11 protein-coding genes are annotated in these 13,856 nt (G+C 71.2%); 8 read left to right on the top strand and 3 right to left on the bottom strand.

The genetic code is table 11. The features are described 5' to 3' along the window. Positions 1 to 58 precede the first annotated feature (58 nt). Together ACFVVO_RS02495 and ACFVVO_RS02500 are read right to left on the bottom strand one after the other, a co-directional pair. Positions 59 to 1,621 (bottom strand): tryptophan halogenase family protein, encoded by a 1,563-nt coding sequence (locus tag ACFVVO_RS02495; protein WP_390051108.1) that lies wholly within the window; start codon positions 1,619 to 1,621, stop codon positions 59 to 61. A gap of 138 nt (positions 1,622 to 1,759) precedes the next feature. Beyond that, positions 1,760 to 2,560, bottom strand: coding sequence for a tryptophan 2,3-dioxygenase (locus ACFVVO_RS02500; protein ID WP_390051109.1), 801 nt, complete (start codon positions 2,558 to 2,560; stop codon positions 1,760 to 1,762). 713 nt (positions 2,561 to 3,273) lie between these two features. On the opposite strand from ACFVVO_RS02500, the gene ACFVVO_RS02505 reads away from it, so the two are divergent. The 8 genes from ACFVVO_RS02505 to ACFVVO_RS02540 all read left to right on the top strand — a co-directional run bounded on the left by ACFVVO_RS02505 (position 3,274) and on the right by ACFVVO_RS02540 (position 11,075). Further along, a complete protein-coding gene (locus tag ACFVVO_RS02505; protein WP_390051110.1) occupies positions 3,274 to 4,737 on the top strand; it encodes a 4-hydroxyphenylacetate 3-hydroxylase family protein in 1,464 nt (487 codons plus the stop codon). Next, complete coding sequence (locus tag ACFVVO_RS02510; protein ID WP_390051111.1) at positions 4,734 to 5,291, top strand: flavin reductase family protein; 558 nt, start codon at positions 4,734 to 4,736, stop codon at positions 5,289 to 5,291. The genes ACFVVO_RS02505 and ACFVVO_RS02510 overlap by 4 nt, the downstream gene beginning before the upstream one ends. After that, a complete protein-coding gene (locus ACFVVO_RS02515) occupies positions 5,288 to 5,845 on the top strand; it encodes a 3-hydroxyanthranilate 3,4-dioxygenase (RefSeq protein WP_390051112.1) in 558 nt (185 codons plus the stop codon). The genes ACFVVO_RS02510 and ACFVVO_RS02515 overlap by 4 nt, the downstream gene beginning before the upstream one ends. After that, the gene (locus ACFVVO_RS02520; protein ID WP_390051113.1) at positions 5,842 to 6,858 is read left to right on the top strand and encodes an amidohydrolase family protein; all 1,017 of its coding nucleotides are present in this window, start codon (positions 5,842 to 5,844) and stop codon (positions 6,856 to 6,858) included. The genes ACFVVO_RS02515 and ACFVVO_RS02520 overlap by 4 nt, the downstream gene beginning before the upstream one ends. Before the next feature lie 58 nt (positions 6,859 to 6,916). Continuing rightward, positions 6,917 to 7,378, top strand: a complete 462-nt coding sequence (locus ACFVVO_RS02525) for a RidA family protein (RefSeq protein ID WP_390051114.1) — start codon at positions 6,917 to 6,919, stop codon at positions 7,376 to 7,378. 31 nt (positions 7,379 to 7,409) lie between these two features. After that, positions 7,410 to 8,849, top strand: a complete 1,440-nt coding sequence (locus ACFVVO_RS02530) for an aldehyde dehydrogenase (RefSeq protein WP_390051115.1) — start codon at positions 7,410 to 7,412, stop codon at positions 8,847 to 8,849. Between the two features lie 155 nt (positions 8,850 to 9,004). Beyond that, positions 9,005 to 9,778 carry an SDR family oxidoreductase gene (locus tag ACFVVO_RS02535; protein ID WP_390051116.1) on the top strand — a complete coding sequence of 258 codons (774 nt, stop codon included), beginning with the start codon at positions 9,005 to 9,007 and terminating at the stop codon, positions 9,776 to 9,778. Between the two features lie 25 nt (positions 9,779 to 9,803). Next, positions 9,804 to 11,075 (top strand): cation:proton antiporter, encoded by a 1,272-nt coding sequence (locus ACFVVO_RS02540; RefSeq protein WP_390051117.1) that lies wholly within the window; start codon positions 9,804 to 9,806, stop codon positions 11,073 to 11,075. Positions 11,076 to 11,158: 83 nt separating this feature from the next. Here the strand turns inward: ACFVVO_RS02540 and ACFVVO_RS02545 are convergent, their stop codons facing one another. Then, positions 11,159 to 13,807: an amino acid adenylation domain-containing protein gene (locus ACFVVO_RS02545; RefSeq protein WP_390051118.1), complete on the bottom strand. Its 2,649-nt coding sequence runs from the start codon at positions 13,805 to 13,807 to the stop codon at positions 11,159 to 11,161. Positions 13,808 to 13,856 lie beyond the last annotated feature (49 nt).

A 13,856-nucleotide genomic window follows, 5' to 3' on the forward strand; every position in this document is an offset into this window, starting at 1 on the left:
GCGGGGCCGCGGCGGTGTGCGATGGGGGATTGCTCTGGGCCGGGGAAGGCCAGGGCGGTCAGCGCGCCTGGCGCATGTGGGCGAAGTACTCGTACTGGCTCGGCAGCTTGGCGACGAGGTCCCGCGTCTCCTCGCGGATCATCTGCATCTCCTTCGCCGCGGCGGCCGGGTTCATGGCGCCGAGGACCGGCGAGGACTGGAGCGGCACACCGCCGAGGCCCAGCAGCATGGCGTGGTACGAGTAGGGCTCGAAGCCGTGGTAGTGCGGGAAGACCGACTCGCGGTCGGGCAGCTTCGCCTGCCACAGCTCGAGCCGCTCGGCCAGACCGTCCGGCAGCGGACGGGTCTTGGTGTCCTTCCAGTACTGGTTGTCCTGGCGCCGGGCCGCGTAGTAGTGCAGGACCAGGAACTCGCGGACGCCGTCCATCATCCGGGCGATGTGGTTGTTGTACGAGACGCGGAGCTGTTCGTTCCAGTTCTGGTCCGGGAAGTGCTTGACCAGCTGCTCGATGCCGTTCTGGATGAAGAAGATGCCGGTGGACTCCAGCGGCTCGACGAAGCCGGCGGTGAGGCCGATGCCGACGCAGTTGCGCACCCAGGTGTTGCGCGTACGGCCGATCCGCATCCGGATGTGGTTGGCCTCCACACCCTCCGCCTCCGGGCCGACGAAGTCGCGCAGGGCCTGCTCGGCCTCGTCCGGGGTGATGTAGTCGCCGGCGTACACGTAGCCGGTGCCGATGCGGTCGAACAGCGGGATCGTCCAGATCCAGCCCGCGTCCTGGGCGGTCGCGGTGGTGCACGGGCGCATGCCGCGCTCGGCGGCGTCCACGGGCACGCGCAGCGCCACGGCCCGGTCGTTGGGCAGGGTGTCCTGGTAGGACTGGAACGGCTCCTCGAGCGCCTGGTTCAGCAGCATCCCGCGCCAGCCGGTGCAGTCGATGAACAGGTCACCGTGCAGCTCGCCGTGCTCGGCGGTGTCGACGTGGCTGATCCAGCCCCGCTCGTCGAGCGCCACGTTGGTGACGTCGTCGAGGATGTGGCGCACCCCGCGCTCGGTGCCGTACTTGGTGAGGAACTTCGCCAGCAATACCGTGTCGAAGTGGTACGCGTACGGGAACTGCGTCTGCTGCTCGCTCATGGTGCTGCGGCCCACCGGCTCCGACCCGCTGCCGTGCCGGTCCTCGCGCTGCTCGAAGATCTCGCCGCCCAGGTGACGCGGCGAGGACTTCTGCTCGCAGAGCGCCGGGATGACGAAGCAGTCGTCGTCGAAGCGCTCGGACGGGCCCCCGCGCAGCCACCAGTCGGTGATGGGGAAACCGTCGACGACCCGGGTGCGCTCGAACGGGTGGTAGAAGTGGTGGCCGGGCTCACGCCAGTTCTCGAACCGGATGGCCAGCTTGTAGGTGGCGCTGCACTCCGGCATCCACTCGTGCTCCTGCAGGCCCAGGTACTGGAAGAAGTGGCGGACCGTGCTGAACGTCGCCTCGCCGACACCGATGGTCGGGATGTTCTTCGACTCGACCAGCGTCACGGAGACGTTCGGCCCGAAGGTCGCCTTGAGGTAGCTGGCGGTCATCCAGCCGGCGGTTCCGCCACCGACGATGACAACGTTCTTGATCATTGGGAGACCTGCCTTTGGAGAGTCGTGCACCGAACGTGGTGGTCCGGAGGTGTACGGCGCGGTTGGGTGGGCCTCCGGCGGATCGCGCCCGGGCCCGTCCGCGGCCCGGGCCGGCCGCCGGGTCGTTCCGGCGGTGGCTCAGAGGTCCGCTCTGACCGCCCAGAGCTCGGGAAAGAAGCGGTGCTCGGCGGCGCGGCGCAGGAAGGTGACCCCGGAGGTGCCGCCGGTGCCCGTCTTCGAGCCGAGGAGGCGTTCCACGGTCAGCAGGTGGGTGGCGCGCCAGCGGCCGAGTTCGAAGGCGACGTCCAACAGGGCCTCCGCCAGCACGTACAGATCGGCGTGCTTCTCCTGCTCCGTGTACACGGTGTGCCAGACGGCCACGACCTCGTCCCGCTCGGGATGCGGCCGGCTCCAGTCCCGTTCGACGCTGCTCGGCGGGACCGGCAGCCCGCGTCGCCACAGCAGGCGCAGGGCGGCGTCGTAGAGGCTCATCTCGCCCAGTGTCGCCAGGAGTTCGCGGTGGACACGCTCGTGGCCCCGGTGCAGCTCGGCCATCGCCGGGACCTTGTGACCGAGCACGAACTCCATGTGCCGGTACATGTAGGACTGGAATCCCGAGCCGTCGCCGAGCGCGTCACGGAATTCGGCGTACTCGGTCGGGCCCATCGAGCCGAGCGCCTCCCAGGCGCCGTGCAGCGACACACAGGTCCTGCGGAGCCGGCCCAGTGTGCGCAGGGTCCCCGGAAGGTCGTCGCGCTCGAGCTGGTCCCGCGCGCGCACGGCTTCGGTGTACGCCAGCTTGAACAGCAGCTCCATCACCTGAGTGATGATCAGGAAGGACGGTTCGGTCTCGGCGCCGGTGCGGGTGCGCTGCAGGGACAGCAGCGTGTCGCTGCCGACGTACTGCGCGAACTGGGTTCCCTCGGCAGCGTGTCCCACGGCGCGCGATTCGGCGGGACTTTCGTCCGTCAATGGCTGGCCATTGAGATATTCCATGGCTGACTCGAAGACCCCGTTCGTCCGTGCCGGCATGTTGCGGAATTCCGCATACCGGGGCCATGGATGATTCTTACGACCCCGTGAGACCTAGTTGGCGCTGTACAAGATGCGCTGAGTAGTTGAGAAGCGGCTGCGACCGCGAGATGCCACCTGCCACCCCCCAAGGCGGCTTATGCGATACAACCAGCGGTCCCGAGCAACGTCAAGTGCGTTTCGGGGTGTTGACGGAATGGGCCGCTCCGCATTCCTGGTTTCGCTTCCCAGGTGGTGATCGCACGACGTCGGTTGTCGCTTTTGACTGTGATAGCCGTGCCTCGGCCATGGCGTCCCGGGTGTGTGTCGGCGTCCGCAAATGGGTTGCCTGGGCGGTGTTTGAACGGCCGACCGCAGTGGGTTCCGGGCGGTTTGTGCCCGAGTTGAGCCGGGGGCATGAACTTTGTGTGGCGACTGGCTCAAGATGCAGTGGTGAACAACGGGAGTAAAGCGGCCGGATCGGGCGGAATATTTCCCTCCGATCGGCCGGCGGGAGGTTGTTGAGGGATGGGCTATAACTCATTTCCCCAGCTCCCAGGGGGTGTTGTGGGTTCGAGTGCCCTCGCATGAAGATCGTCAAGGTCTAGCCACATGCTGGAACATGTGGTTTGCTCCATCGGGTGTTGAAGACTGGCAAGGAACACCTCGAGAGCCTGCGTGACGGCCGTCGTGTCTACATCGGTCGGACGCTTGTTGAAGATGTGACCACACACCCGGCTTTCGCGCGTGCGGCTCAGACGATCTCGGATCTCTACGACCTGAAGGCGGACCCCGCCAACAGTGAAGTAATGACCTATGTGGAGGACGGGGAAAGGCACAGCTCGTATTTCATGCGAGCGAGGACTCGTGAGGATCTGGCAAAGCGGTCGGCTGCTCACAAGCGGATTGCCGACCTGAGTTACGGCCTGCTCGGCCGATCTCCGGATTACGTCGCGAGCTTCGTCACGGGCATGGCCGTGTCGCCTGAAGTCTTCAATGACACGGCCGACCGGGTCGTCGCCTACTGGCGCCATATGCGCGACAGCGACAGTTACGCGGCGCATGCGATCGTCGCTCCTCAGGCGGCCCGCGATCCGAAATTCTACGAACGTGAGAACCTCCCGATTCCGACCCTCCGGGTCGTCGGTGAGGACGACGCGGGCGTGATCGTGCACGGCATGAAGATGCTGGCGACCGGGGCGGTCCTCGCCAACGAGATCTGGATCGGCAACATCCTGCCCCTGGCGCCGGAGAACGAGGCCGAGTCGATCACCATGGCGGTGCCGTGCAACGCGCCAGGCGTGTCGCTGTGGTCGCGCAAACCGCTCGGCACTTCCACGGCCGCGGAGTTCGACGCCCCGCTGAGCCGGCGCTTCGACGAGACCGACGCCATGGTCCTCTTCGACAACGTGCACATCCCGTGGGAGCGCGTCTTCGTCCACAACAACGTGCCGCTCTCCCGCGAGCTGTACTTCCGCACCCCGGCGCACGCCTACGGCAACCACCAGTCCAACGTCCGCTTCCACGCGAAGCTCGAACTGCTGCTGGGCGTGGCGAGCCGCATCGCGCAGTCGACGGGCGCCGAACAGGTGCCGGCCGTCCGGGAGAAGCTCGGCCGGCTCGCCTCGCAGGAGGCGCTGCTGGCGGGGCTCATCGACGGCCAGCTCTGGGGCGCGGAGCCCTGGGGCGACGGATACGTCACCTACAACCGGCGTTCCATGTACGCCGCCATGAACTGGTGCGTCGAGCACTACTCCGAGCTGATCGACGTCCTGCGCGAGCTGTGCGGCGGCGGGGCGCTGCAGTTCCCGGCCGACTGCTCCGTGCTGGAGGACGACGAACTGCGCCGGACCTTCGAGGAGTTCTGGCACACCCCGCAGCTCGCGGCCGTCGAGCGGATGAAGCTGCACAAGCTGGCCTGGGACTTCGTCGGCAGCGAGTTCGCCGGCCGCCACCAGCAGTACGAGAAGTTCTACGCCGGTGCCGGGTTCATCGTGCGGGGCCACAACTACCGCGAGGCCCCCTGGGACCACTTCCACGGCATCGTGGACGGACTGCTGGACTCGTACACGCACCCGTCCGACGTGTCCGGCTCCCCGTCGTGAGCGCCACGACGACCCCGGGCGTGAGCATCTCCGACTTCCGGCTCGGCATGAGCCGGCTGGCCGGCGGGGTGAGCGTGATCGCCACCGGAACCGCCGCCGACCCGGCCGGCCGGCGGGGCATGACCGCGACCGCGGTGTGCTCCCTGTGCGCGGAGCCGCCCAGCCTGGTCGTCTGCCTCAACCACGCGGCCGGCACCCGTGAGCAGCTCAGGCACAACGGCGTGTTCTCCGTGAACGTCCTGGCCGGCGGCGACCTCGAGGTCGCGCGGATGTTCGCCGGCCTGCACGGCGTCTTCGGAGCGGAACGATTCAGCACCGGTGACTGGTCACCGGGAGCGCTGGGCGTGCCCGTGCTCGAAACCGCCCTGGTCTCCTTCGAGTGCCGGGTCGCGAAGTCCGTGGAGCACGGCACGCACGCCCTTCTCATCGGGCACATCGAGTCGATCCGCTGGGCGGACGAGGCCGGCGACGAGGCCGAGCCGCTCGTCCACTACAGCCAGAGATTCCACGGTCTCGGTACAGAGGTCGGGGTGACAGGGGGTCCCACAACATGACCGAGCAGACCGACGCCCGCCCGGGCATCGTCTCCGTCGAGCAACTCCGCAAGGCCGGCAGCGCGGCCTTCCCCGGCGCGCTGGCCGCCAAGTCGCTCTATCCGGAGTCCGACTTCGAGGTCGTGCTGGTACGCGGCCCGAACAGCCGCAACGACTTCCACGTCAACCCGTACGACGAGCTCTTCCTCCAGGTGGAGGGCACCATCCGGGTCGACACCCGGGAGCAGGGCGGCGGACTGCGGCGCAACCTCGTGCACGAGGGCGAGCTGTTCGTCGTGCCCGCGGGCACCGCCCACTCGCCGCTGCGCCCCGAGGGCACCTGGGGCATCGTCGTCGAGGTCCGCCGGAAGCCCGGGGACACCGAGGCCGTGGAGTGGTACTGCGACCGGTGCGACGCGCTCATCGAGCGGGTGACCATGGAGTCGTCGCAGATGATCGAGTCCCTGATGCCGCTGCTCAACGAGTTCCAGGCCGCCGAGGACCGCCGCACCTGCCGTTCCTGCGGACACGTCCTCGCCAAGCCGGGTCCCTTCGTCATGGAGGGGCCGGCATGACGGATGGCGCCCGGCCCCGGCTGGTCGACTGCCATACCCACACGCTGCCCCGGCACTGGTTGGACCTCGCGGAGCGCTACGGCGACGCCCGCTGGCCGGTCCGGCGCGCGGTCGACGACTGCACCGCCGACCTGTTCGTGAGCGGCAAGCACTTCCGCACCGTCCCGCACACCTGCTGGGACCCCGCGGCCCGGATCGAGCAGATGGACGCCTCGGGCGTCGCGAGCCAGTGGCTGTCCGTCACCCCGGTGATGTTCGGCTACTGGGCGCCGCCAAAGCAGGCGGCGGAGATGGGCCGGCACGTCAACGACGGCATCGCCGAGATGGTGCGGCACGCGCCGGACCGCTTCACCGGCCTGGCCACCCTGCCGATGGGCGACCCGGATCTCGCCGTCGCGGAGCTGGAGCGCGCCGTGCGCGAACTGGGCCTGCGCGGAGTGGAGATCGGCACCAACATCGCCGGCCGCGAACTCGACGACCCGCTGCTGAGGCCGGTCTTCGAGGCCATCGCCGAGCTGGACGTGCCCGTCCTGGTCCACCCCTGGGACGTACGCTCCGCGGACCGGCTGACCCGCTACAACGCCATGTACACCGTCGGCATGCCCACCGAGACCGCGTACGCGGCGCTCGCCCTGCTGCACGGCGGCGTGCTGAGCGCGTACCCCGCCCTGCGCGTACTGCTCGCGCACGGAGCCGGCGCGCTCGCCTGGCTGCTGCCGCGCATCGACCGCGGCTGGGCGACCTGGCCCGACAAGCGGGGCGGCGCGGCCGAGCCCCCGGGGACGATCGCCCGGCGGCTCTGGGCCGACTCGCTCGCCGGCGACGAGGCCAACCTGCGGCTCGTCGCGGGCCGGATCGGCTGGGACCACATCGTGCTCGGCACCGACTACCCCTTCCCGTTCGGCGAGGAGCGCCCGGGGGACGCCGTCGAACGGTCCTCGCTCGACGAGGACGTCAAGACGGCGATCCTGTCCGGCAACGCCTCCGCACTGCTGACCGCAGCAGCCCGGTAACCAGCGTCATGACCCGGCCCCGGCGGCCGCGACGCCCACACACGACCGAGGTTCGACATTGAGTACTGACACCGCATCGGCGGAGGCGCGCTTCAAGGAGCTCGGGCTGACGTTCCCGCACGCTCCCGGGCGGACCGGAAACTTCCTGAGCACCGTGCGCGTCGGCGACCTGCTGTTCGTGTCCGGACAGGGCAGCCACGACATCCGGGGCAAGATCGGCGTCGACATCGACGAGGACACCGCCCGGCTGGCGGCCCGCGAGGCCGCGCTGCGCCTGCTCGCCCTCGTCAGGGAGGAACTCGGCTCCCTCGACCGCGTGAAGCGGATCGTGAAGCTGCTCGGGTTCGTCAACTGCCAACCCGGGTTCGACCGCGGCCCGCAGGTCATCAACGGAGCCTCCGACCTCCTGGTGGAACTGTTCGGCGAGGCGGGCCGGCACGCGCGCTCGGCCATCGGCGCGATCGCGCTGCCCCATGACTTCGCCGTGGAGATCGAGATGATCGTCCAGGTCGAGTCGTGACCGCGGCGCCCACCCCCCGGAACGGCGCGTCATGACCGGGCTCGAGCGGTTCGGTCATGTCATCGGCGGCGAGACGACCGGCTCCGCCGACGGCGCCACCATGACCTCGGTCGACCCCACCACCCGCACGGCCTGGGCCGAGGTGGCCCTCGGCGCGGCGGTGGACGTCGACCGGGCGGTCGCCTCCGCCCGCAAGGCGTTCGACGAGGGCCCCTGGCCCCGGATGACGCAGGCGGAGCGGTCCCGCATCCTGCACGCCTTCGCCGACGTGCTGCTGGCCCACGCGGACGAGCTGGGCCTGCTCGACACCCGCGATATGGGGCGCCCGCTCACGGCCACCCGCGACAACGACGTGGTGCGCGGCGCGGCCAACTTCCGCTTCTTCGCCGACGACGCGCGCCTCGCCGCCGACGCGTCGTTCCCGGGCCACCCCGGCCACCACATCTACACCCGCCACGAACCGGCCGGTGTGGTGGCCGCGGTGTCCCCCTGGAACTTCCCGCTGATGCAGGCCACGTGGAAGATCGCGCCGGCCCTCGCCTACGGCAACACCGTCGTCCTCAAGCCCGCCGAGCAGAGCCCCGCCTCCGCCACCCGGCTCGCCGAACTCGCCCTGGAGGCCGGTCTGCCGCCCGGCGTGCTCAACGTCGTGCACGGCCTCGGACCCGCCGGCGCGGGCGAGGCCCTGGTCTCCCACCGGGGCGTCGACCTGATCACCTTCACCGGGGAGACCCGCACCGGAGAGGCGATCATGCGGTCCGCCGCCGAGGGGGTCCGGGCCGTCAGCTTCGAACTCGGCGGCAAGGGCGCCTCGGTCGTCTTCGACGACGCCGACATCGACCGGGCCGTGGCCGTCGCGGCCGACGCGGCCTTCTCCAACGCCGGCCAGATCTGCCTCGCGGGCTCCCGCGTCCTGGTCCACCGGGACGTCCACGACCGCGTCGTCGCGGCGTTGGTCAAGCAGGCGGAGCGACTGCGCCTGGGTGACCCGCGCGAGCCCGGGACCGACATCGGGCCGCTCTCCTCCGAGGAGCACCACGCCAAGGTCACCGGACATCTGCGCCGGGCCGCAGAGGAAGGCGCCGTACTGCTGACCGGCGGCCCCCGGGACGGCTGGTGGGTGGCCCCGACCGTGGTCGTGGACGCCGCTCCCGACGCGGCGATCTGCCGGGAGGAGGTCTTCGGGCCCGTCGTCACGGTGCACCCCTTCGACACCGAGGAGGAGGCCGTACGCATCGCCAACGCGACCCCCTACGGCCTCTCCGCCATGGTGTTCACCAGCCGGCTGGCGCGCGCGCACCGGGTCGCCGGACGGCTGCGGGCGGGCAACGTCTGGGTCAACTGCTTCTGGGTGCGCGACCTGCGCTCGCCCTTCGGCGGATTCGGCCGTTCCGGCATCGGCCGCGAGGGCGGCGGCCACTCCCGTGAGTTCTTCACCGAGGCGAAGACCGTCGTGATGGACGTCGGCTGACGCGGGCTTCCACCGCCCGGCCCGCTCCCTCGCCCGAAGCGCCCTCCGTACCGACCGGAACCGACTTTCCATACCCCGAGCCGACTCCCGTACCCGAATCGACCTTCCCGTACGGAAATCGGCTCTTCACCTATGCCTAGGAGGTAATCAAACCCATGGACCTTGGTATCCGAGGGCGCGTCGCGATCGTCTGCGCATCGACCGCCGGACTCGGTGAGGCCACCGCACGGGCCCTCGCCGCCGAAGGGGCCCGCGTGGTGGTCTGCGGGCGGCGCGGGGACGTCGCCAAGGAGATCGCCGCGCAACTGCCCGAGGCGATCGGCGTCGAGATCGACCTCGTGGCGCCGGACGGGCCGGCCCGGCTGGTCGCCGCCGCCGAGGAGGCCTTCGGGCCGGCCGACATCGTGGTCCTGAACAGCCCCGGACCGCCGCCCGGCGGCTCGCAGGACATCGGGGACGCCGACATCGTCGCGGCGATGGAATCCCTGGTGCTGCCCCACCAGCGGCTGGTGTCCCTGGTCCTGCCGGGCATGCGGGAACGCGGCTGGGGGCGCGTCCTCGCCCTCGCGTCGATCGGTGTCGTCACCCCGATCCCCAGCCTGGCGCTGTCCAACATCGGCCGGGCCGCCCTGGGCGGATACCTCAAGACCCTCGCGACCGAGGTCGCGGGCGACGGAGTCACGGTCAACATGCTGCTCCCCGGGCGCATCGAGACCGCGCGCACCGTCCAGATGAACACCTACCGGGCCGCCCGCGAGGGCGTCGGCGTGGAGGAGTTCGCGGCGCGGGCCCAGGCGGCCATCCCGGCCCGCCGGTACGGGCAGCCGGGCGAGTTCGGTGCCGTCGCGGCCTTCCTCTGCAGTGAGGCCGCCTCCTACGTCACGGGCACCGCGCTGCGGTGCGACGGTGGCGCCGTGCCCTCGCTCTGACCGACTCCCACCCAAGAGAGGGCAGATGACCCAGAACCAAGTGGCGCTGCTGTTCTTCGACCTCGCTCTCATCCTCCTGGTGGCCCAGCTCGCGGGCCGCGCCGCCCGTGCGCTCGGACAGCCGGCGGTGCTCGGCGAGATAGTCGCCGGCATCCTGCTGGGGCCCACGCTCCTGCACGGCTCCCTGTCCGAGACGCTGTTCCCGACGGACCTCCGCCCGTATCTGAGCGCTCTGGCCAATGTCGGCCTGGTCCTGTTCATGTTCGTGGTGGGCCTGGAATTCGACTACGGGCGGCTGCGCGGCTTCGGCCGGGTGACCGGTGTCACCGCGCTCAGCGCCGCCCTGGTGCCGTTCGGGCTCGGTTCCCTGCTGGCGCTCTACCTCGCCGACACCCACCACAGCGAGCACCACCTCGGCTTCGTGCTGTTCTTCGGTGTGGCGATGTCGATCACCGCCTTCCCGGTCCTCGCCAGGATCCTCGTGGACCGGCGGATGAACCGGACGCTGGTCGGCTCGATCGCGCTGTCCGCCGCCGCGTCGTGCGACCTCGCCGCCTGGACCATGCTGGCGATCGTCCAGGCGATCGTGGGCGGGAACGGTTCCGCCCACTGGACGACCGTGCTGGTGGTGCCCTTCGCCGCCCTGCTCGCCTTCGTCGTCAGGCCGCTGCTGAAGCGGCTGCTCACCCACGACGGCGAGGCCGTCCCGCTGACCGTGACGCGCTTCATCACGGTGGTGGCCGGCCTGTTCGCCTCGGCGGCGGTGACCGAACTGATCGGCCTGCACTTCGTGTTCGGGGCGTTCCTGTTCGGTCTGGTCGTCCCCCGGAAGGCCACCGAGAAGGCCCGTGAGGAGCTGATGCAGCACTCCCAGACGGGCACCGCCTTCCTGCTGCCGGTCTACTTCGTCGTCTCCGGCTTCAAGGTCGACCTCAGCACGATGGGCTTCAGCGGACTGCTGGAACTCCTGCTGATCGTGCTCACCGCCGTCTTCGGCAAGGTCGTGGGCACCTACACCGCCGCGCGGACCCAGGGGATGACCTCGCGGCACTCGGCGGTCCTGGCCACCCTGATGAACACCCGCGGTCTGACCGAGCTCATCGTGCTCGGGGTCGGCCTGCAGATCGGGATGCTCGACAACAGCCTGTACTCGCAGATGGTCGTCATGGCGGTCGTCACGACGGGCATGGCCGGCGTCCTGCTGCGCTGGCTGGTCGGGCCGGAGGACCACAACCTGCTGGAGGAGCCCCCGACACCGGCGTCGCTGGCCGAAGCGGGCAAGCGCACCGGTCGCTGAGCGGGCCGGGAACGACGAGCGCCGCCGCCCCCGTGAGGGTCACCTCACGGGGGCGGCGGCGTGTCGTCCCGCTGCCACGGCTCTCAACCGGACCGGCGCCGGACGATCGGTGGCGGCGCCGGACGGGCCGTGCCGAGCCGCTCGGCCACACCCGCGACCGTCGGCATGTCGTAGATCACGCGCGGCCGCAGCTCCACCGACAGCTCCCGGCGGATCCGGGACACGATCTGGGTGACGTGCAGCGAATGCCCGCCCAGCTCGAAGAAGTTGTCGTCGAGACCGACCCGCTCCACGTCCAGCACGGCCGCGAAGATCTCGCACAGGGTCTTCTCCCGCGCCGAGCCCGGCGCCCGGTAGGCCGTCACCGGGGCGAACCGCGGAACGGGCAGCGCCCGGCGGTCCAGCTTGCCGTTGACCGTCAGCGGCAGCTCCGTCAGGGGCACGACCGCCGCGGGCACCATGTACTCAGGCAGCCGCTCCGCGACGAAGGCCCGTACCTCCGCCGCCTCGGCACCCGCTGCCCCCGGCCGCGGCACCACATAGCCCACCAGCCGCTTGTCGCCGGACTCCGACTCGTGCACCACCACGGCGGCCCGCCCCACCCCGGGGTGACCGGCGAGGGCCGCCTCGACCTCGCCCAGCTCGATCCGGAAGCCCCGGAGCTTGACCTGGCCGTCCTCACGGCCCAGGAACTCCAGTACGCCCCCGCTGGTCCACCGCACCACGTCCCCGGTGCGGTACATCCGCTCGCCGGGCTCGCCGAACGGGTTCGCGACGAAGCGTTCCGCCGTCGTCCCCGGGCGGCGCAGATAGCCCCGGGCCAGACCGGCCCCCGCGACGTACAGCTCACCCGCCACCCCGGGCGCCGTCGGCCGCAGCGCGGCGTCCAGCACGTACACCCGGGTGTCGGAGACGGGCCTGCCGATGGGCACCGTGCCCGGGGCGGTGAGATCCGTCCCGCGCACGTCGTGCGTAGTGGTGAACGTGGTGTTCTCGGTCGGCCCGTACCCGTTGGACAGCCGGACGCCGGGCAGCCCGTCGACGACGGCCGCGCACATCGCGGGCGACAGCACGTCACCGCCGGCCAGCAGGTGGCGCAGCCCCCGCAGGGCGGTCACATCGGTGTCGACCACCTGGTGGAACAGGCCCGCCGTCAGCCACAGGACGGTCACCCCGTGCCCGGCGGTGAACTCCTTCAGCTCCGCGACGGACAGCACGCCCGGCGGCGCGACCGCCAGCACCGCCCCGTTGAGCAGGGCGCCCCACACCTCGAGCGTCGTGGCGTCGAACGACGGCGAGGCGAGCTGGCCGACCACGTCCCCGGCGCCGATGTCCAGGTAGCCGGTCCGGCGCACCAGCCGGTCCACGGAAGCGTGCGTCACCAGCACGCCCTTGGGGCGGCCGGTGGAGCCGGAGGTGTAGATGCCGTAGGCGGGGTGCGCCGGCCGCAGCTCGGCGGTGCGCTCCGCCCGGCCGAGGTCGGTGCCGGGGTGACCGAGCAGGGCCGCCTCGGTCAGCGGGTCGTCCAGCACGAGGGTGGTGGTGTCGAGGGCGCCGGCGGTACGGGGGCGCAGGGCACCGGTGGTGATCAGGCAGGCGGGACCGGCGTCGTCGAGCAGGTAGGCGATGTGCTCGGCGGGGTACGCCGGGTCCACGGGCACGTACGCCCCACCCGCCTTGACGACGGCGAGCAGGGCCACCACCAGCTCGGCGGAGCGGTCGAGGGCGACCGCGACCAGTGACTCGGGACCCACGCCGTGCCCGGCGAGCACCCGCGCCAGCCGGTTGGCCCGCGCGTTGAGCTCCCCGTACGACAGCCGGACCCGGCCGTCGACGACGGCGAGGGCGTCGGGGGTGCGCTCCGCCTGGGCCTCGAACAGCTCCGGCAGCGTCGCCGCGGGCACGTCCCGGGCGGTGTCGTTCCAGTCCACCAGCAGGCGGTGCAGCTCGGCCCCGTCGAGCGGCTCGACCCGGCTCAGCGGCAGGCCGGGACGCGCCACGACCTGGCCGAGGACCCGCACGAGACGCCGGGCGAGCGCCTCGGCCGTCGCCTCGTCGAACAGGCCGGCCGCGAAGGTGAGCCGGCCGCGCAGCCCGGCGGGCCCGCCGTCGGCCCCGAGGTACGGCCGCAGGCGGAAGGACAGGTCGCACGGCGGGAACGCCCCATCGCCCGGGAGTTGTTCGGCGACGGTCGTATCGGGCGCGTCCGCCGGGAGCCCGGCGGCGGCCGTCACCGGTTCCTCGACCACCAGCTCGACCTGGTACAGCGGATGGACCGTCGGCGAGCGGTCCGGCGCCGGCTCCGCCACGACGCGCTCGAAGGCCGCGCCCCCGAACCGGGAGGCGGTCTCGGCGCTGTCGTGCAGCCTGCGCAGCGACTCGGTGAAGGAGGGGTCGCCCGAGAGATCGGCCCGCACCACGATCCGGTCGCCCGCGGCGGTGCTGCCGCCGAGCGGGATGTCGGTGCCCGCCCCGAGGCGGGACAGCAGCGCGGCGAGCGCGGCCCGCAGCACCGTCACCGGGGACACGCCCTCGGCGGCGGCCAGTTCCCCGAGCCGGGCGTGCAGCTCCGCACCGACGTCCAGGGCGACGCGCGCGGTGCCCGGGTCCGGGGTGCGCGGCCGGGGCCGGTCGAACGGCAGGGCCAGCTCCCGCGGCGCGTCCGCCGGTGCCCGCCTCCGGTGGGCCGGCCCGCCGTTCTCGTCCGCGACCTCGGTCGTGATCGCCGTCATACCGTTTCTCCCCCGGCCACCACTGCGGCCCCCGTCGGTGTCTGCATCG

Origin of the sequence: Streptomyces sp. NPDC058145 (genome assembly GCF_042884245.1) — a bacterium.
Taxonomy (GTDB): Bacteria; Actinomycetota; Actinomycetes; order Streptomycetales; family Streptomycetaceae; genus Streptomyces.

Excerpts from the sequence above, each read along its gene's own strand:
- ACFVVO_RS02545 (WP_390051118.1), bottom strand. The coding sequence starts at position 13,807 with ATGACGGCGATCACGACCGAGGTCGCGGACGAGAACGGCGGGCCGGCC.
- ACFVVO_RS02540 (WP_390051117.1), top strand. The coding sequence starts at position 9,804 with ATGACCCAGAACCAAGTGGCGCTGCTGTTCTTCGACCTCGCTCTCATC.
- ACFVVO_RS02515 (WP_390051112.1), top strand. The coding sequence starts at position 5,288 with ATGACCGAGCAGACCGACGCCCGCCCGGGCATCGTCTCCGTCGAGCAA.
- ACFVVO_RS02530 (WP_390051115.1), top strand. The coding sequence starts at position 7,410 with ATGACCGGGCTCGAGCGGTTCGGTCATGTCATCGGCGGCGAGACGACC.
- ACFVVO_RS02535 (WP_390051116.1), top strand. The coding sequence starts at position 9,005 with ATGGACCTTGGTATCCGAGGGCGCGTCGCGATCGTCTGCGCATCGACC.
- ACFVVO_RS02520 (WP_390051113.1), top strand. The coding sequence starts at position 5,842 with ATGACGGATGGCGCCCGGCCCCGGCTGGTCGACTGCCATACCCACACG.
- ACFVVO_RS02495 (WP_390051108.1), bottom strand. The coding sequence starts at position 1,621 with ATGATCAAGAACGTTGTCATCGTCGGTGGCGGAACCGCCGGCTGGATG.